Below are 17,663 nucleotides of genomic sequence, written 5' to 3'. Positions count from 1 at the left end.
TTCTGATGAAAAAACAGTGATCTATTGTTTTTGTACGTTGATTAGACATTGCTCATACTGATAAGGGTTGCCTCCGTGTTTGCACTGAACGACTTCTTTTTAGATTAAGGAGGCTGGACTTGCGAAAGATTAATGCGAATGAGGAATACTTCGGCAGCAGCGTTGCCAATGAAAGCAACTTGCTAAGGGGTGTCGTGTTCAAACGGGTCGACGCCATACGGTCGAACCGAGCACGAAACACTGCGCTACTGACAGATTTTTCGTTCGTAAAAGTCGCTCTCAAGGTTCTCTGTCGGGAAAACAGCATATCGCACGACCGGAAGGCAAGCGTTGAAATTGCAGCACTCCTGGTTGCACTTGTAAGAGAAGGCGCGCATTGCGAAAAAGAACTGATTGACGGCGTCCGCCAGAGATGGTCCCCATTGCGCATTCAGTAGAAGTCACTGCTGCCGCGCGGACGTCCCGGTTCATATGACTCGATGTGGAGTTTCCGATCAGTCTGCTGGTTCTTTGGGGTCGCGGAAGCGACATGCTTCTAGAGACGCCTCCATCGAAGCGATCGCTGAGCTTCTTACCGATGGGTCGCGCCCGGCGACCTTCCTTCCCTTGTTGCCAGGTGCAGTGCCCCTGCAAGCCCGAATGTCACCCTCACGAAGCGGCCGAAAATAGCACAGGAGTTGACGCATTTCCTGCAGGGACTTCATCAAAAGGCTGCGGCAAACGATTGACTTCCATGTTACAGCTCGGCAGCGCAGCCATCGGTTTGCCCGCTCCACGAATGGGGGCCGACGGCGACAGTTTACTCTTCTGAATGCGCCTTCGCCGGAAACCGTCCTGCATATATTATTCCTCGCTCTCGGATATTGATGAGCATCTTTGGTTTGATAGGGGCTGTTCTGCCCCCTCATTCCCACCACTGTCTTTTTGATCCTCGCCGCGTGGTTTTTTGGTCGTTCATCACCTCATTTTGAGACGTATCTTCTCGAACATCCGCGTCTTGGACCCCCATTTCGAAACTGGAGAGAGTCCAGGGCCATTTCTCCCACGGGAAAAGCGTTGGCCGGAGTAGGAATGATGACCGGGTTTACAGCCTTCGTGTACACCCAGCGGCCGGCCTTGTGGCTCACCTTCTTGGTTGGTGCGTTGATCTCCAGCTGCGCGATCTACGTCGTAGGCCGCCCCAGCGGAAAGATACGCTCTGGCTCAAAGAGGAACCACTTCCAGAGGGATTAGTAACAAACAAGATATTAAAAACAAAAACGATTTGGGGCGTTACACATTGAGGAATGGCGGATAGTGGTATGCCTAGGTAGCCAGATGTAGGGCTTCGGAGAAGGAACGATATCATGCCTGAAATATCTGGCGCCATCTTGGACTATGTCGGCATCGTTGCGGTGATCCTGTTGGTCGCAGCAAACGGTTTCTTCGTCGCTGCTGAGTTTGCATTGGTTTCCGTACGTCGCAGTCGTGTTACCGAGCTGGTTGCGGCGCGTCGCTCGAACGCAGCGGCGTTGCAGGTCGCTGTCGATAATCTCGATGCGAACCTCGCAGCCACACAGCTCGGGATCACGATCTCCTCTCTCGCGCTTGGCTGGGTCGGGGAGCCCGCTTTGGCCCACCTTATCGAGCCTGCCCTGTTCTGGCTCCCAAGCGGTTGGGTATTGGCAGGTTCTCATACCGTTGCCGTGGCTGTCTCCTTTGTCATCATAACTTCCCTGCACATCGTGCTGGGTGAACTCGCTCCAAAATCGCTCGCCCTCCAACGCAGCGAAGGCACCTCACTCGCTGTAGTTCGACCGCTTGGCGCATTTCTGTTCCTGTTCCGACCAGCAATCTACTTCCTCAACGGAATGGGCAATCTGGTCTTACGGATGTTCGGATTGAAGCCCGGGGCCGGGGAAGGTTCCTTCCATTCTCCACAGGAGCTCAAGCTTCTAGTGGCCGAGAGCCAGGAAGCCGGGCTTTTGAATGAAACTCAGCAGCAACTGGTCGAGCGTGTTTTCAACATTGGAGAAAGGCATATTGCAGGTGTGATGACACCACGGCTGGAGGTTTACTGGATCGACGCCGATGATCCACCGTCCGCCATTCTAACGACAATCCGGGAGTGTCCACACGAGCAGCTTCTCATTGGCAGGGGATCCATTGTGGATCCGATTGGCCTGGTCTTAAAGAAGGACCTGCTGGACCAGCTACTTGATGGGAGGGAACTCGACCCGATGAGCGTGGTGCACGCCCCGCTGGTCGTTCACGAGCGAACCTCCGTATTCCGCGTTCTCGAGAGTTTCAAGACATCGCCCGTGCGTCTCGCCATAGTGATCGACGAGTACGGTTCTTTGGAGGGCATTGTAACGCAGACCGATCTGCTGGAGGCCATCGCCGGTGATCTCGCCGGTAGTGACGCTGAAGAACCAGATATCATTCTTCGCCCTGATGGCACTCTTTTGGTCAGCGGAACGATGCCAGCCTTTGACGCCTTTCAGAAGTTCGGCTTCTCTGAAAGCCTTTCCCGTGACGGTTTTCATACCGTTGCCGGTTTTGCCCTTCATCAACTCCAGCACATCCCAGAGGTCGGAGAAGTGTTCGAGGCTGGCGGCTGGCGCTTCGAGATCGTGGATATGGATGGAATGAGAATTGATAAGATCTTGGCCACCCGCGTATCGGAGCCGGGGTCACACCGCAACCTTGTTTAGCGGAACTGGATGCAAGTTCCCCGGTCCTCGTTCGATTGGCGGCAAGAACAGCGATCTGTTGGCCGCTGAACGTTTTTGCGTGCGCGTTTTACGTTAGGCGTTCCCGTGCTGGAGATCTTCAAAATTTCAAGCATCTGACTGCTGCTGGCCCTAGCAGCTCATTCCTATCAGTTGCCAGGGCTTAATCTTTCTGCGCAAGTTTGACGGCGCCGACATCCCGGTCGCTACGATGACCCGAAAAGTGCGGGCAGAGGGCCAGTCGCGGCGTCAGACGAGCGCCAACACCGCAGTCGAGCACGCAAAGAGTGTTACCCTCGCGGTCAGGACATCCGCAATGACCATCGTTTAAGCCTTTGCTCTCTTCATTATCGCGAGCCCGAATGAACTCCTCGGCGGGCCACATTATTGCGATCGCCCGGGCAAAAAGAGCCGGAACCGCATTTGGCGGACCGAGCTTCTCGCATTGCTTCCGCCTGCTCCGGTCCCGGACGAATTCCCCGGATTGCCCGCAGAGGGGGCCAGAGCAGGATCCACCCGCCGAACGTTTCCGCCTGTGGTCGCAAAGCGCGAACCGCCGACATAGGCGTCATTTTCCCGTTGAGGCCGCGTCGTTCAAAGCACCTTTGATATTCACTCTGTACATCAAGATCGTTCTGTTAACCCTATGCGTAGAAAAGGGGATTATTCGAACTTCACATTCGTGGGACCGTAAATATGATCGGTACAAACCCACGGGAGAATTACTTGGATCGTTATCAAATACGTCCTCACGAGGATGGGACCTGGCTGGTCGTCGACAGTCACAAGGGCATCGCAATCACCGACCGCATGGCTGGACCGACAATGGACCGGCTGAGCGCGCAAGCCTTAGCCGATTTTCGCAATTCCTGCCAACCAACACAGGTGCGCGTACAGGGGCGGCTACGGCGCCTGGCAGCGATTTTCCGGAGAACACTCAGAGGATGAGGGGCGCACTGCCGAACTGATACCAACGCGACGAAGCGACTGACAGGGAGCCTATACATACGTGTCTTGCCAGGGCCTTTCCCTCAACCCACGTTTTCCGAACAGCAGTCTGGTTCACGAAATTTTACCGACTGTTGTTTTGCTTGAAGGTCATCATGTTGCGGGGTATGGTTTTTTGGTTGCCCACTCTGGGGCACTGCTCATCATACTCAGCCCCAACCATCTGGGGCTCTTTTTTATTTCAAATTGCAAAAACCCCCTCTAAGCGGTTCTAGGAGTGGCGCTTTAACCCATCGGATACTGCGGTTGACATTTCCAAAAAAAAGAACAAAGTAAGAACATAGATTTTGAGCGGAGGATCGTCATGACCCGTACCGAAGAAGTCATTGCAAATGCTCTTGCTGTCGTCGCGAGCATTCGCGAGGCGCGCGAGCGCGACGCCGAGCGACGGAAACAAGTATTCGGTAAAATCGAAATTGGCCGTCAACTGCCAAAGATTAAAGGCCGGCAGCTGTCCCTGGACCTTCACTGAGACGTTTCTGACGTGCTTTTGAGATGGCGCGATAGGCTCGCAGCTTAGCGGTGCGACGCCCGGCTGCAGCCAGTCGAAGAATAGCAAACCACTGATGGGAAGCAAACTTGCAATGGAAACTGGCAGCACTAAAGCAGCCTAGGCGGACGACGTACCGACATTTGACCCAGGTCCGGCTACCTGTTTATAGCCGGTCGACGCCAGTCACTAGTTTCTACCAGCCTCGTTGGCGTTCCCCTCCCGTCGGCGTCAGCGTGTTGGCGCTTTAATGAAAGCACTCACAGACATTGGCGGCAGGGTGGCGTCCTTTCGCGCCGCGACTGGATAGATCTGTGTACTGGACGGCATGTCACATTCAACTTCATGATCGGATAGATTCGCTCTCAAATGAAGCTGATGATCGTGGAGCTGCCAGACAATAAACAGGCACTGCTCTAACGACTCGACCACCTTGCCTGAATTCCCTTTCGCCGGGATCAGAAGCGGCACGACATGATCGCGGCGCACCTTAACCACTTCGGCGAGCCACTTCCGCCAGCGCCGCCGATGTTCCAGGAACGCCTCGCTCCACAACAGCTTGCTGTCATGAAATGCTTTCAAGGAATTGGGGTCCACGATTGCATCGCTCTTGATATCTTCGAAAAGACAGCCAAAATTCTTCGCTTCCTCCGGTCGGTTTTCTCGGATCGCTTGTGCGAGTTGGCCCTTATAGTCGGTGAAAAACTGAAATGGCCGTGAGCTCAGGTGGTCGTCGCCCATAAAGATCAACGGAATTTGAGGGGACAACAGCAGGATTTCGCTAAAGATGCGGAACTTGTCTACTCCCACCATGCTGTAAAGGCGGTTTCCTTCTGCCCGGTTGCCCACCTGGTCGTGGTTCTGCAAGAAATGCACGAAGGACGTGGGTGCAACAGCATTTGTGGGGATCTTTGCCCCGGGTAATTTTTGCACTCCCTCCCTTACATATCCCCTGGCCAGGGCATGGCGCAATTTGACCCAGGGAGCATCCTTGAAGGGCGCGTAGTAACCAGAACTTTCCCCTGTTGCGAGGACATGGAGAGCATGATGAAAGTCATCGTTCCAGTCAGCCTTGAAGAGTGGCCGGCCATCACGCTCTGCAATCATGTCTGTCCCATTCACGGGATTCTCTACTATCAAATGGACATGCCGCTGATTGAACTGCTCGGAAACAGTGTCCGATATCTCCTGGAGGATGTGGGGATCGCACTCGTCATCAATCTGATCTATGGCGTCCAGTCTCAATCCGTCCAATCTGAATTCGGCCAGCCAATATATGACGTTTTCAATGAAATACTGGCGTACCGGAAGCTGATCAAAAGCGATGCGCGGTCCCCAGGGTGTCGGGTCATCGCTTCGAAAGAATGGAGGAGCGTAAGTCGGAAGGTAATTCCCTTCTGGTCCGAAGTGATTGTACACCACGTCGAGGAAAACCATCAGCCCCAGGCCATGTGCGGTATCAATGAAGGCTTTAAAATCCGCCGGAGTCCCGTAGCTATTGTGAGGCGCATAGTGAAGGACACCATCATAGCCCCAGCCCCGGTCACCTGGAAAATGCGCGACCGGCATGACCTCTATCGCGGTTATTCCAAGGTCGGCCAATAAACCCAATCGCTCAGCGGCTGCCCGGAACGTCCCGTCTTCGGTGAACGTCCCCACGTGAAGCTCGTAGATGACAGATTCCTCCCAGGCTCTCCCCTGCCAATCTGGATGCTTCCAATCATAAACATTGGGATCGACCAGTATGGATGGGCCGCCGACGTCGCCTAGCTGATATCGAGAGGCCGGATCGGGAACGGCGGTGCCGTCGGGGAGGATGAAGCTGTAGTTCACCTGAGAAGGCAGATCGCCGATCAGTATTTCAAACCAGCCATCGTCCCGTCGATCCATGGCAACGTCCACGGAGCCCACTCTGAGTGCAAGCGTTTCGATACCGGGGGCCCAAAGCCGAAACAAGGTGCCATCCTCCTGATGGGAGGGACCCCAGGCAAATCCCTTCGAGCAGAATTTGGTCATCAACGCAGCAACCCCTGCCCGCCATCGACAAAAACCGGCGTGCCGGTTACATGTCTGGCGGCATCCGACAGCAGGAACGCGATGACTTCTGCGACGTCAGTACTTTTCCCCGGTGCGCCCCCGGTGATTGGCACCTGTCCATCGGGCCAAATGACCGGAATTGCTGTTTCCCGCTCGCCCCGCAAGGCAGTGTTGGCTTCTATGTTCGTTTCGATTTCGCCGGGGCAGACCGCGTTGATACGGATGTGATGACGGGCGAGTTCGAGTGACAATTGTTGCACCATGGCGACCTGAGCTGCCTTCGTCGCGGTATAGGCGGTCGCGCCTGGGGTGGTGAACGTCCGTGTTCCATTGATCGATGAGACCACAACGATCGAACCACCGCCGCTTCGTTTCAGCTCGGGAACCGTGACATGCAACGTCAGAAAAGTGCCCGTAAGGTTGATGTCGATCGTTTGCTGCCATTCATCCAGCTTGAGGTCATCAACAGGGGCCCACACGCCGTTGATACCCGCGTTCGCGACCACTGCATCAAGACGGCCATATTCACGAACCAGCGTACTCACGCTTTCGCGCAAAGCACTCTCGATGCCGATATCTGCGACAAGTATCAGCGCATTTCCGTTGGCGTCACGAATGATACTTGCCGTAGCTTCCAGTTCCTCGGCTGTGTGCCCCAGCAGACCGACGGAAAACCCATTCGCGCCAAGGCAGATCGCTGTTGCACGACCAATTCCGGAACCGGCGCCGGTAACCAACGCGACGGGTGTCGCCATCTCAAAAACCCCTTTTAAAGAACCCTGTTCAATGACATTGCGATGTTCACGCCGATGCAGACTGGCGCTCTGTTCTTTTGCGCCCTGCCCTAACGCCAAATCTCAACACCGGTTCCTCCTGCCCATATACGCCTTCGCGCCAGACACCTTTTCGTCTCGCCAAACCTGGCGAATGAAAGAGACTGTGCCCGTATGAAGCCCGCACTGTCTTTGGATCGACGGAACTTCGATCGGCCGGCTGTGTTATTTGTGAATGAGAAGCACAGACAGGAAAGCAAGCCGCGGCATGTCGCGGTTCGTCGCCATAATTTTCGCAATCGCCTGCGGGATCGCTTTAATCTACGTTGTCGCTTGGAATTCTGGATTGGTCTGAGCGCAGTCTGAACGCGACTGGATCATCACGTATCGGCGGCGCGGCTGATACTTGCGTTCATCGGGGATGAGGTCCTGGAGGAAATCCGGGACCCCAGTTGAAAAAATTCTGCTTACGATTTTCCGGTCTTGTCTTTTCCTGTCCCGGGCGCCGCAATTTTGGCATGACGAGAAGCAAGGATTGCGGCAGGCGTCACATTGGCCACTGCGGCCTGAAACTTGTTCTTCCAACCGGAAACGACGTCGCCTTCACCATCCATCATCGCCTTGAAACCGACGCGAGCAACATCGGCCGCATCATCCTTCTCCGCCTGCCCCACCTCGGTGTCGAGCATATCGGCGCGTTCGAAGAAACGCGTCTCCGTCGCCCCTGGCATCAAGCATGTCACGGTGATGCCGGTGTCTTTCAGTTCCTCACGCAAAGCGAAGGAAAACGAATTGATAAAGGCCTTCGTGCCATTGTAGACAGCCTGATAGCCCCCGGGCATAAATCCAGCGATGGAGCCAGTCAAAAGAATGCGTCCCACGCCACGTGAGCGCATCTGGCACGCAATCTGCTGCACAAGATATGTCGTGCCGAGAATGTTGGTATCGATAACACGCCGGACCTGAGTAAAGTCCTGATCGAGAAATGCCTTTCCGAGGCCCCTTCCAGCATTTGCCAAAAGAAGATCAACAGAGCGCCCGTCGGCCTCGACAGCTTCGATAAGGCGATCAACGCCCTCTACTGTCGCGAGATCGGTTTCGATGGCCTCTACGGCGACTCCCAAATCGCCGAGATGCGTGCCAATGTCTTTGATCTCAGGCTCGTCGGCGGCAATGATAAGATCATACCCCTCCGATGCAGCGATTTGCGCGAGCTTCAGTCCAATCCCGCTCGATGCCCCAGTGACCACGGCAAGCCCTTTGGCTTGCCCATCGGTGGTGCTTTCCATTTTACTATTCCTTTCGGCTCAGGGCTTGAGAACAACTTTGATGCATCCGTCCTGCTTGTCACGGAAGGTCTTGTAGAGGGCGGGACCCTCCTGAAGGGTCGCACGATGGGTAATAACGAAGGACGGGTCGATCTCGCCTGATTGAATTCTCTCCAAGAGCAGCGGCAGGTAGCGCTGTACAGGTGTTTGCGCCATTCTGAAGGTCAACCCGCGATTGATAGCGGATCCCATCGGAATCTTGTCAAGGAAGCCCCCGTAGACGCCAACGATGGAGACCGTTCCAAAGTTCCGACAGCAATGGATCGCCTGACGCAGGACGTGTGGTCGATCCGTGCCCATGAAGGTCGCTACTTTAATCCGGTCAATCCGGGAGTCCCAACTTGCCGACGCGTCGGCCTCGGTGCCAACGGCATCAATGCATGCGTCTGCGCCGCGTCCAGCCGTCATTTCCATGATCTGATCGTAAATATCATTGTCCATGAAATCGAGTGTGGTTGCGCCGGACGATGCAGCAAGAGCTAGCCGTTCTGGAACGGTATCGATTGCAATAACCCGTTCAGCGCCAAGAATGAACGCAGATTTGATCGCCATCTGACCTACGGGGCCGCACCCCCAGATAGCAATCGTGTCGCCGGACTGGATGTTGCAGAAATCTGCGGCCATGTACCCCGTGGGAAAAATATCGGAAAGAAACAGCACCTGCTCATCGCTCAGGCCCTCGGGAACCTTGATAGGGCCGACATCAGCATATGGAATGCGAAGGTATTCCGCCTGGCCGCCGCTGTAGCCGCCAAGCAGATGGGTATAGCCGAAGAGCCCTGCCGGTGAGTTGCCCCACATTTTCCGAACCTTGGCCGGGTCTGGGTTTGACCGCTCGCATCCAGAATAGAAACCACGCTTGCAAAAGAAGCATTCACCGCATGAAATCGTGAATGGAACGACGACACGATCGCCGACTTTCAATTTCTTGTTATCCTTGCCGACCTCGACAACCTCGCCCATCGTCTCATGGCCCATGACGTCACCGCTGTGCATGTCGGGCATCACACCATTGTAGAGATGTAGATCCGAGCCACAAATCGCACAGGCGGTCACCTTGATGATCGCGTCACGGCCATCTTCGATCCTCGGGTCCGGTACGCTTTCACAGCGGATATCATGTTTGCCGTGCCAGGTGAGCGCTTTCATGGTGGATCCTTTATCTCGCATGGATAAGCGCACTTAACCTCGAACTCTCGCGCTTGTTCCAATCTTCGTACGCTGTTCAAGCGGTCCTCCAAGACCCTTTCCACGGAGGGCAAAGCCTCGTCGGCCGATGTCGCTCCTGTCACCAGCGTTTGGGCCAGTACTTTGCGATGTCTCGGCGGCGACCGTCACAGACGAGCTTGGACAAATCGGGGCGAGAGGCAGGTGACGTAATGGCGCCTGAACGTTTTCATCTTAGCCTTTTCCGGAATATGCCGGCGAACCGGGTGCAATGCGATCAACGCGAACTTCTAGGCGGGTGGGTGGAACAACCTTCGACGCTTGGGGTTGTGCAGCGGTCAGACCCGACAATGATGGAGATTTCGATGAAGAAAGTTCTCAGTGTAGTACTCCTTTCCCTCGGCATGGCGACGTCTGTCTACGCCCAGTCCAACCCGGTGCCAAACAATATGGCGGGTGACAAAACCACGGGGCAAGATGCTGGCGGTGGTGCAAACGGCGACGTGCAAAACCAGACCGGAACCAATATGCCGGCCGTCGTTGACCCGAATGCCACGAACAGCACGGCGGGCGGTAACACCAACGCGACCGGCACGGTTGATAGAACGCGCTGCCCCGCACAGCCGACACCAGGCTCTGTCGCCACTCAAGGCGGCAATGGTGGCGCTTCTGTGAGTGAAGCCTGCCCTGACAATCAGCAGTAAATGGACAGAAATGAAGAGGCCGGGACACCGGCCTTTTCATTTTTAAGACCTTGTCGCAATCTGGCGGCGGGACGATGGAGAACAGATCATGGCACCCACTGCAATCGCCCTGAACGCGACCCTCAAGAGAAGCGGCGGCGATCAGTCTTCTACTGATAAAATGCTGGCCTTGATTATCGAGTCGTTGCAGCGAGAAGGTGTGAAAAGCCAGACGGTACGATTGGCGGACTTGAATATTCTCCCAGGGGTCACGTCGGACGAAGGCCCCGGTGACGATTGGCCTTCGATAAGAACCAAGATTCTTGACTCTGACATATTGATCCTTGGGACACCAATCTGGATGGGCCAGCCCTCGAGCGTCGCCAAACGCGCCCTCGAACGAATGGACGCATTTCTGGACGAAGTCGATGACGCCGGTCGTATGGTGTCCTATGGGCGCGTTGCAGCTGTTGCTGTTGTCGGAAATGAAGATGGCGCACACCACGTGTCCGCCGAAATTTACCAGGCCCTTAACGACGTCGGTTTTACGATTCCAGCAAATGCAGTCAGTTACTGGGTCGGCGAAGCCATGGGCAACGTCAACTTCGTGGACCTCGACAAAGTGCCCGAGGCGGTGACGAAGATGGTTGACACAGTTGCGCGCAATACCGTGCACCTTGCGAACCTATTGCGGCGCGTACAGTATCCAGGTCAACAGTGAGATCTTCTGCGTACGATGAGATGTTCGCAGCAGCCATGCTGTCAACACTGTACTCCCGGAAAGCTTTGCGGAGAAAGGCTTCCCCATTGATGGAGCCGGCACCGCCACCCGTCTAGAAACGTCGACGCCGTTCTGCAAGGTGAAACCGTGGACGCCGATTCCTGAAAGGATGAAGGATCACGATACGCTGCAACGCTACCAGTGGTTTATCCAGCGCATTGCATGGATCGGTTTTGCCGCTGTTCGATCGCGTACTTCTCGGATTGTTTTGGCCGAGGCGGCTTTTGTGCCGCACAAACCGTCCAGTTGGTGGGGGAACCAGGGAAGTGCCTGTCATTTTACGCTGGAACGCGGCAGAAACAATTACGATCAATTTCAATCCGTCCGAAGAGGCGAGGACAGTGGTCGTAGACCACGAATTCTACGAGACATTTTCCCTCGAAACTATCGATCCACGGCCGATGGCGACCGTAGTGATGAATGGACGCACGGGATACGAATTTCCTGCTGACGCCAATGCCAAGCTTGCCGTGGTTCTCAGGCTCCAGACGCAGCGTCCCTGGTTGCGCAAATTCAATATCGGTATCGGCAGCGAGGTAGTCGATCAGTCAGTCTTCATTTTTCCATAGGCGGAAGCGATGAACTCCGTTATTCGCGGGCTTGCGATATGCTTCAGCCTGCTCGTCATTATCAAGTTGTCGGGCGCCGCACGCTTGCGCAGATGACACCCTTCGACCTCGTCATTATTCTTGTGATTTCCGAAACCACCCAGCAAGCTAAGCTTGCAGACGACTTTTCGATCACGAACACGATCCTGCTTATCCTCACACTTTTTACGACCGATATCGCGCTGGCGTATGTCAAGCGGCGGTGGCCACGTGCGGCAATGTCATTGGCGGAGTGCCGAGGGTCCTGGTCAGCCATGGCGTCTGCATAATGCTGCCTTGCGGGGCTGCCGGATGGACCGAGGCGACGTCATGGAAGCGGCTCGAAGTCAGGAGGGGATGGAGTCGATCGATGAAATTAAACTCGCCATCCTCGAGGTGAGTGGAAACATAAGCATCATGAAGAAATCATAGGTATTTCGAGCCTGGCCACGACCGCCCTCGCAAAAGCGTGAACCGACGAGCGGAACTAGTTCGGTCTTGTAACGTTTTAAACTGCATTTTCGCAAGGAGCACGACAATGGCAAAGCGACCAAAGGCACCGGTCCAGGGGACACGTCCCGATGAAGGAGCAATATCAACGCCCGATGCGAGCAGCGATCAGGACCGCGGCGTGATCGATCGCATCCGCAACCGCGCCTACGAAATCTGGGAGTCGGAAGGTAGCCCGGCCGATCGTCATGACGAGCACTGGCTTCAGGCCGAACGTGAGATCCTTCACACTCATGATCAGCTGGAGGGCGACGATGTGCCGAATCTGGCTGCCCTTCGCGAAGCGACGCGAGAACATACGGATACGTTTATAGTAAAGAGCGATCTGGAAGATGCTGAGCAGCGCGAAGCCACGCCTGGCATGCGGGAGCAACCGTGATTTGACCTGAATGTGGAGCGGCCGACAAGCTGACCGCTCCTTCCCTGGGGACTTGGTGTATACTGGCTCTCGTCTTCAGACGTCAGGCCGCCCCAGCGGGGTCACCAATCGGTAGAAGTGCAGGATCAAGCGGCGGGTCGTTCGGATTCTTGGTGTCGCCAGGATCTTGCGCAGGCGTGAGTGGCGGCTTTTCCTTCGTCCGGTCCGGTATGCCGTGCTCTGGTTGCGGGCCGCGAGGGCCCTCTGCTGGATCTGGAATTGAAGTCGGCATGTTTTAATCTCCTTGCCACCATGAAACGACAGGTGGATCGCTTTGTTCCGGTCACGCTAACCTTGAGAAATGCACGGTGGTCGCTTACGGCAGTATCGGGTCTTGTGGCCAGCTCACAAACGGCAACGGTATTTTGGAATCGCGGGCGCACATGAGGGAAGGTCAGGTATTTTCGCGTTTCCCGATTATAGCCGAAGCGATCGTGGCACGGCACCGATCGCGGTTGGAGATCCCGCCGATCCCGTTGAGCGATCGCGGCGGCCCGTCACCCGAAACCCGAACGGCCCTTTTGATTTATTTGCGAGCTCCGCGGAACAGGCTGCGCCCTCAACTGTTTTGCGTGGCACACATGGAGGAGCGACATGAGATCTATGACCCTTCCGGAGTTGTCGAAAAAGCTCCAGCAGATTGATTTCTGCATGATGACGACATATGGCGGCAAGACGCTCTCCACTCGACCGATGAGTAACAATGGCGAGGTCGAATATGATGGCGACTCCTGGTTTTTCAGTTACGAGGATACGCGGAAGATCGACGATCTGAAAGGCAATCCGGGACTTTCTCTTACCTTTACCGCGCCTCCGAGCTTGTTGGGAAAACCCGGGATCTTCATTGCTGTTGAAGGCAATGCTCAATTGATCAGAGACCGCCAGGAGTTTGAAGCCCGGTGGACCGAGGGGCTAGATCGCTGGTTTCCGCAGAAATTCAATACCCCGGGACTGGTGCTGATCAAAGCTCATGCCCTTAAGATCCAGTATTGGGACGGCGATGAACACGACGTGATTGCCGTCTGATCCTATTCTCTGAAAAGAAGTGCCGTCGAATGACATATGTTGCATCGCCGAGGTCTCACAAACATGAACGAGACATCCGGGGCATCGGACGGGCAGAAAAGACAGGTGTTTCAGCTCGGCTGTTGCTGCGGGTTGGGAAGAGGAAGAGGTTGTTCGATCTCTTCCGTCCGGCGACAAGCGAGAAGTCATCGCGGCGAATGTGCCCTTCCCTGCCCCTCCTCCATGGGTTGAGAGGTTTTGGAACTAAAGAGCCGGTTATCGATTTGCAAGCAGTGCTCACCTCGTTCGGTAATTCAAGATGGCCGCCAAACGCAAAAGCGCCTTCCTGTGCAGCCAGGGAGTTTCCACCATGATATCCGTTAAGGCGGATGGAACGGCGGAACCGAATATGCAACTCCAGCGTTCATGGAACGAGGCAGGAGATGGAGGCGACTCAATGCGCGATCGGTCAATTGGTTTACTCATAGCAGTCGAAGTCTGTGCGCTTTTCTGGATTGCTACCGCATTCCTCATTTTCGGGACACATTAGCACCCACCCCAGGTGGGGCGAGCTCAGGCAGCACGTGCCGATGCCCTTTAAAGCGGCGCGATCAAACGGCCGTCTCCACGTTCCGATGAATTGCGGGCGCCGTTTGCGGATTGCTCGAGCGCCACTCGGTTGCCTATCGAGGCTTCGCTCCGCCCGGATAAACCAGACTTAAAGCAAACCAGGGAGACTGTTGCACACTGCAGGGCAGGACAGCGCCGCGCTATGCTGAAATGGTTTAGAGCGAGGAACTATGGGAGCCTTCTTTTGAAGAGCCTCCAGGACAACCACCGCAACTGCTGTCATAGATGCTCCAAGAGGCCGGCGTCTCAAGATCCGGGTGCGAGGAATGCGCCGGCCAAGGCACCCGAAAGCTTCGCCCAAGGGTAATTTCCAAGCTGCGCGTGCGCTGCGGCGTCTGCCCATTCGGCTTGGGATCGTACAACCGTTGCGGCTCGCTCAGCCACGGCAGCGGGCCTTGCTTTCAGGTGATCGATTTCGCGACGAACCAATTCGATGTCATCACGGACCTGAGCAAGTGTTACCCGACCATTCTCATTTGCTTGCCACATCTGATCTTCGACAAAGATTTCCTCAACTGCAGTTCGATAGCCCCGCATTGCTTCGTTATCGGTCTCCAAAACGCTCTCGGCAAAGCGGGAGTCACTAATGTTGCTTGAAGCCGGTTTCGTCGAGGCTTCCAATCTTAGAGTATCGAGGCTTGATCATTTGACTTCTCCTGAATGGCTAACCAGGAACGCGCCCAACGGCGAACAGATGCATGCCTCATAGAACACCCGGAAAGGAACATTTAGCCTGGCTGGAGCGTTCAAAGAGGCAACGATAGGAGGAGGCTGCGCATGCAACTTATCGATACAAAGGTCAATGACTTCGGAACCGAGTTGACGGTGGAGTTCGTTGGCGAGGGTGGCGAAACCGTTGTCGTTCGGATGAACAATGACGACCATCTCCTTGACGGCGAGAATGCAATCAATCATGCCAAGGCGGTCATGGTGCAGCTCACGGCGTTCGACGATCCCGCTATCGCCCGTCCGGGCGGGGCCCCTGGCCTCGACATGCGCGAAGCCGACCCGCTGGCAGATAGCGAAAGTCTTTTGCCTGGCGATATCTCGCACTAATCTGCGCCAACACCTCTAAGAGCATAACCGAAGCCAAGCACCGTCAACCGCCGGCGAACCAATCGGGTCGCCGGCGGAGTACCGGCCTGCGGCGGACCCGCCGAAGAGCCTTTTTTGCAATTTCCCAACAATCCCTTCTACGCCCGGTTGTTGCTTCTCGCCCAGTAAGCCAACTGGAACGATTATTGCATCCCTGCTAATATTTTCGTGCGACGGGGGCGATTGGTATGAGTCTAAACATATCGGATGAATTTCCTGCTGTAAGACTGCTCTTTGGTGGAGCACAACGTTACAAGCTCGTGCAGACCGTGGCAGATGCCGCGGTGGTGCTGGTTGAGGACTGGCCGTGCGACGACGGCGAAGAGTACATCAATGCTCTTGTCGTCTGCCTGAGCGCTTACCAGCACGCCGTGCCGGCCCGCGCCGCCAGAGAGGCTCTTATTCGAGCCGCGGATGAGGTACGAATCCCCCACCTTTCAATCGTGCGCTGATAGTCGGTGGCGCGCGAGCATGTCGAAACTCGACACTGTCTCACAGCACCCGCGTTAGGCCTGCGAGGATTGCGGGCGCAGCTTGGGCCAACGCCAACTAACCGCTGCGGATCTGGGAACAAAGACGCACAGCTGGCGTTCGGGACCTGCAAAACTGTTGCAAATTGGAGGTGTTGAAAATGGGACGTGGTCTTCTGCTTTGGCTTATTGGCATTCCACTGCCGATTGTCATTCTTCTTGTCCTCTTCATGCGTTAGGAGTCGAGGATGTCTGTTGCTTATGAAAGACGAGCTGATGTGATGCCGGTCGAGTCGTCAAAGTCAGCCATGTCCTGGGGGCCGATTTTTGGAGGAGCAGTGGCAGCAACCGGTGCCACATTGATCCTGCTTCTTATCGGTTCCGGCGTCGGGCTTACGATGGTCTCGCCTTGGTCCGCAGAAAGCAGTTCTGCTGCAACGGTTGGTGTGGCTGCAGCCATATGGCTGGTCGTCGTCCAATGGTTGTCGTCCGCTCTTGGCGGCTATCTGACGGGTCGGCTGCGGACAAAGTGGGCGGCAGTCCACACGGACGAAGTGTTCTTTCGTGACACTGCGCATGGTTTCCTGAGCTGGGCGGTCGCGACGGTGTTCGTTGCCGGCTTTCTCGCGTCATCATTGACATCTTTGGCTGGCGCAGGGGCAAGTGCCGTGGGCACCATTGCAACCGGCGCTACGATGGCGGGCAGCGCTGCAGCTGCATCGTCTTCGGGGCCTGATCTCTCGACATCGTATTTCACTGATGCCCTCTTGCGGCCCCAGGAGCAGAAGGCAGATCAAGCCCGTGAAGACAATGGCGCAGCAACAGCGGAGATCTCCCGAATCCTGCTGCAGGGCGCAAAAAACGGCTCGATCCCCGATCAGGATAAGACCTATGTTGCCTCGATCGTTGCCGCTCGCACGGGTTTGTCTGAAGCCGATGCCCGCAACAGGGTCGATACGGTCCTGAAGCAGATCGATGACGCCAAAACGGCCGCTCAGGCGGCAATTGACAAGGCGAGAAAAGCGTCAGCGACCACTGCCCTTCTCGGCTCCCTATCGCTGCTGATTGGAGCCTTCATTTCCTCCGCGGCTGCGGCCCTCGGGGGCAGGCAACGCGACGACGAGGAAGACCTTCTTGTAGGTCGCCGCACGACATAAAGAACAATAAAGAGCGCTTCGCGTACGAAGCGCTCTTTTTGCGTTCAAGAACCATGCCGGAGGAGCGCTCTGGTCGTAACTTGGCCCCACGACCGGCTGCCCGGCCATGAGACCACCGGCAGCGCGATGCTCAAAGAGCCTTTATGTTCTCAGCCGATGACTTGCCGGAGCGGCGATCAGCGACCACGTCGTAGCTTACCTTCTGCCCTTCGCGCAGACCATCCAGCCCGGAGCGTTGCACTGCCGAAATGTGAACAAACGTATCGCCTGACCCATCCTCTGGTTGGATGAAGCCAAATCCCTTGTCCTGATTGAAGAATTTTACCGTTCCTGTGGGCATAATCGCCGTCTCCTGTGAATCCCTGCGACGCAACCATAAACGGGCGGTCTGTAATGACAAGCCGGGGGATGAGCAAAATTCGATTTCGCAACCGCAGGCATTACGGGGCAACGTCTTGCCGTCAGGATTCTTCACGCATTTGAATCGATTGGCGCGGATCGATTCAAAACTCTCGTTGGACGAAAGCATCGCCAGCAGCGAATCTGTCCGTATGCTACAGCCATACCATCTTTACATCGAGCGGAAGGACGCCAGCCGGAACATGGCGCGATTTTATGCCCTGGAGGTCTCCGTCAGCCTGTTCGGCGACACCTGCCTTACTCGGTGTTGGGGACGGATCGGCACGCGCGGCCAGGTCAAAGTCCAGCATTTCGCAGATGAGCAGACTGCGGTGAATGCGTTTCTCCTTCTGTTGAGGGAAAAGCGATCCCGAGGATATAGGGCGGGGTCGCTTTCCGTTTGAGACGGGAAAA

General features: G+C 55.7%; 19 protein-coding genes and 1 pseudogene. 13 read left to right on the top strand and 7 right to left on the bottom strand.

Annotated features, from left to right (window positions below; all coding sequences use genetic code 11):
* Window positions 1-924 precede the first annotated feature (924 nt).
* The 3 genes from RGCCGE502_RS39115 (at window position 925) to RGCCGE502_RS37430 (ending at window position 4,191) form a co-directional block, all read left to right on the top strand.
* Window positions 925-1,233: a YbaN family protein gene (locus RGCCGE502_RS39115; protein WP_176705720.1), complete on the top strand. Its 309-nt coding sequence runs from the start codon at window positions 925-927 to the stop codon at window positions 1,231-1,233.
* Between the two features lie 113 nt (window positions 1,234-1,346).
* Entirely contained in the window at window positions 1,347-2,693 is a 1,347-nt protein-coding gene (locus RGCCGE502_RS20220) for a hemolysin family protein (RefSeq protein ID WP_016556056.1), read from the top strand.
* A gap of 1,330 nt (window positions 2,694-4,023) precedes the next feature.
* Window positions 4,024-4,191: a hypothetical protein gene (locus RGCCGE502_RS37430; RefSeq protein WP_176705719.1), complete on the top strand. Its 168-nt coding sequence runs from the start codon at window positions 4,024-4,026 to the stop codon at window positions 4,189-4,191.
* A gap of 249 nt (window positions 4,192-4,440) precedes the next feature.
* Here RGCCGE502_RS37430 and treZ read toward each other — a convergent pair whose 3' ends face one another.
* From treZ to RGCCGE502_RS20195, 4 genes are all read right to left on the bottom strand, one after another.
* On the bottom strand, window positions 4,441-6,225 hold the full coding sequence (gene treZ, locus RGCCGE502_RS20210; protein ID WP_016556054.1) for a malto-oligosyltrehalose trehalohydrolase: 1,785 nt from the start codon (window positions 6,223-6,225) through the stop codon (window positions 4,441-4,443).
* Window positions 6,225-7,001 (bottom strand): SDR family oxidoreductase, encoded by a 777-nt coding sequence (locus RGCCGE502_RS20205; RefSeq protein ID WP_016556053.1) that lies wholly within the window; start codon window positions 6,999-7,001, stop codon window positions 6,225-6,227. The genes treZ and RGCCGE502_RS20205 overlap by 1 nt, the downstream gene beginning before the upstream one ends.
* Before the next feature lie 485 nt (window positions 7,002-7,486).
* Window positions 7,487-8,308, bottom strand: a complete 822-nt coding sequence (locus tag RGCCGE502_RS20200) for an SDR family NAD(P)-dependent oxidoreductase (protein ID WP_016556052.1) — start codon at window positions 8,306-8,308, stop codon at window positions 7,487-7,489.
* A gap of 18 nt (window positions 8,309-8,326) precedes the next feature.
* On the bottom strand, window positions 8,327-9,496 hold the full coding sequence (locus RGCCGE502_RS20195; protein WP_016556051.1) for a zinc-dependent alcohol dehydrogenase: 1,170 nt from the start codon (window positions 9,494-9,496) through the stop codon (window positions 8,327-8,329).
* Window positions 9,497-9,879: 383 nt separating this feature from the next.
* Between RGCCGE502_RS20195 and RGCCGE502_RS20190 the strand changes: the two genes are divergently transcribed.
* The 5 genes and pseudogenes from RGCCGE502_RS20190 to RGCCGE502_RS20170 all read left to right on the top strand — a co-directional run bounded on the left by RGCCGE502_RS20190 (window position 9,880) and on the right by RGCCGE502_RS20170 (window position 12,454).
* On the top strand, window positions 9,880-10,218 hold the full coding sequence (locus RGCCGE502_RS20190) for a hypothetical protein (protein WP_019280195.1): 339 nt from the start codon (window positions 9,880-9,882) through the stop codon (window positions 10,216-10,218).
* A gap of 88 nt (window positions 10,219-10,306) precedes the next feature.
* The gene (locus RGCCGE502_RS20185; protein ID WP_016556049.1) at window positions 10,307-10,918 is read left to right on the top strand and encodes a flavodoxin family protein; all 612 of its coding nucleotides are present in this window, start codon (window positions 10,307-10,309) and stop codon (window positions 10,916-10,918) included.
* 326 nt (window positions 10,919-11,244) lie between these two features.
* On the top strand, window positions 11,245-11,547 hold the full coding sequence (locus RGCCGE502_RS34655) for a hypothetical protein (RefSeq protein WP_016556048.1): 303 nt from the start codon (window positions 11,245-11,247) through the stop codon (window positions 11,545-11,547).
* Between the two features lie 9 nt (window positions 11,548-11,556).
* A pseudogene (locus RGCCGE502_RS20175) lies at window positions 11,557-11,997 on the top strand (DUF421 domain-containing protein).
* 106 nt (window positions 11,998-12,103) lie between these two features.
* Window positions 12,104-12,454, top strand: coding sequence for a DUF2934 domain-containing protein (locus tag RGCCGE502_RS20170; RefSeq protein WP_016556047.1), 351 nt, complete (start codon window positions 12,104-12,106; stop codon window positions 12,452-12,454).
* Window positions 12,455-12,536: 82 nt separating this feature from the next.
* Here the strand turns inward: RGCCGE502_RS20170 and RGCCGE502_RS38115 are convergent, their stop codons facing one another.
* The gene (locus tag RGCCGE502_RS38115; protein ID WP_016556046.1) at window positions 12,537-12,725 is read right to left on the bottom strand and encodes a hypothetical protein; all 189 of its coding nucleotides are present in this window, start codon (window positions 12,723-12,725) and stop codon (window positions 12,537-12,539) included.
* Between the two features lie 362 nt (window positions 12,726-13,087).
* Between RGCCGE502_RS38115 and RGCCGE502_RS20160 the strand changes: the two genes are divergently transcribed.
* The gene (locus tag RGCCGE502_RS20160) at window positions 13,088-13,519 is read left to right on the top strand and encodes a pyridoxamine 5'-phosphate oxidase family protein (protein ID WP_040675234.1); all 432 of its coding nucleotides are present in this window, start codon (window positions 13,088-13,090) and stop codon (window positions 13,517-13,519) included.
* 855 nt (window positions 13,520-14,374) lie between these two features.
* Here RGCCGE502_RS20160 and RGCCGE502_RS20155 read toward each other — a convergent pair.
* Window positions 14,375-14,749 carry a hypothetical protein gene (locus RGCCGE502_RS20155; protein WP_019280194.1) on the bottom strand — a complete coding sequence of 125 codons (375 nt, stop codon included), beginning with the start codon at window positions 14,747-14,749 and terminating at the stop codon, window positions 14,375-14,377.
* Between the two features lie 156 nt (window positions 14,750-14,905).
* On the opposite strand from RGCCGE502_RS20155, the gene RGCCGE502_RS20150 reads away from it, so the two are divergent.
* The 3 genes from RGCCGE502_RS20150 to RGCCGE502_RS20140 all read left to right on the top strand — a co-directional run bounded on the left by RGCCGE502_RS20150 (window position 14,906) and on the right by RGCCGE502_RS20140 (window position 16,850).
* A complete protein-coding gene (locus RGCCGE502_RS20150) occupies window positions 14,906-15,184 on the top strand; it encodes a hypothetical protein (protein WP_016556042.1) in 279 nt (92 codons plus the stop codon).
* Between the two features lie 227 nt (window positions 15,185-15,411).
* Window positions 15,412-15,675 carry a DUF982 domain-containing protein gene (locus RGCCGE502_RS20145; RefSeq protein WP_016556041.1) on the top strand — a complete coding sequence of 88 codons (264 nt, stop codon included), beginning with the start codon at window positions 15,412-15,414 and terminating at the stop codon, window positions 15,673-15,675.
* Between the two features lie 266 nt (window positions 15,676-15,941).
* A complete protein-coding gene (locus tag RGCCGE502_RS20140; RefSeq protein ID WP_016556040.1) occupies window positions 15,942-16,850 on the top strand; it encodes a hypothetical protein in 909 nt (302 codons plus the stop codon).
* A gap of 130 nt (window positions 16,851-16,980) precedes the next feature.
* Here RGCCGE502_RS20140 and RGCCGE502_RS20135 read toward each other — a convergent pair whose 3' ends face one another.
* On the bottom strand, window positions 16,981-17,190 hold the full coding sequence (locus RGCCGE502_RS20135) for a cold-shock protein (RefSeq protein WP_016556039.1): 210 nt from the start codon (window positions 17,188-17,190) through the stop codon (window positions 16,981-16,983).
* Window positions 17,191-17,401: 211 nt separating this feature from the next.
* Between RGCCGE502_RS20135 and RGCCGE502_RS35585 the strand changes: the two genes are divergently transcribed.
* Complete coding sequence (locus tag RGCCGE502_RS35585) at window positions 17,402-17,653, top strand: WGR domain-containing protein (RefSeq protein WP_016556038.1); 252 nt, start codon at window positions 17,402-17,404, stop codon at window positions 17,651-17,653.
* Window positions 17,654-17,663: the final 10 nt, after the last annotated feature.

This window comes from Rhizobium grahamii CCGE 502, assembly GCF_000298315.2.
In the GTDB taxonomy this organism is placed as follows: Bacteria; Pseudomonadota; Alphaproteobacteria; order Rhizobiales; family Rhizobiaceae; genus Rhizobium; species Rhizobium grahamii.
This window is presented reverse-complemented; position numbering and strand designations above follow the sequence as displayed.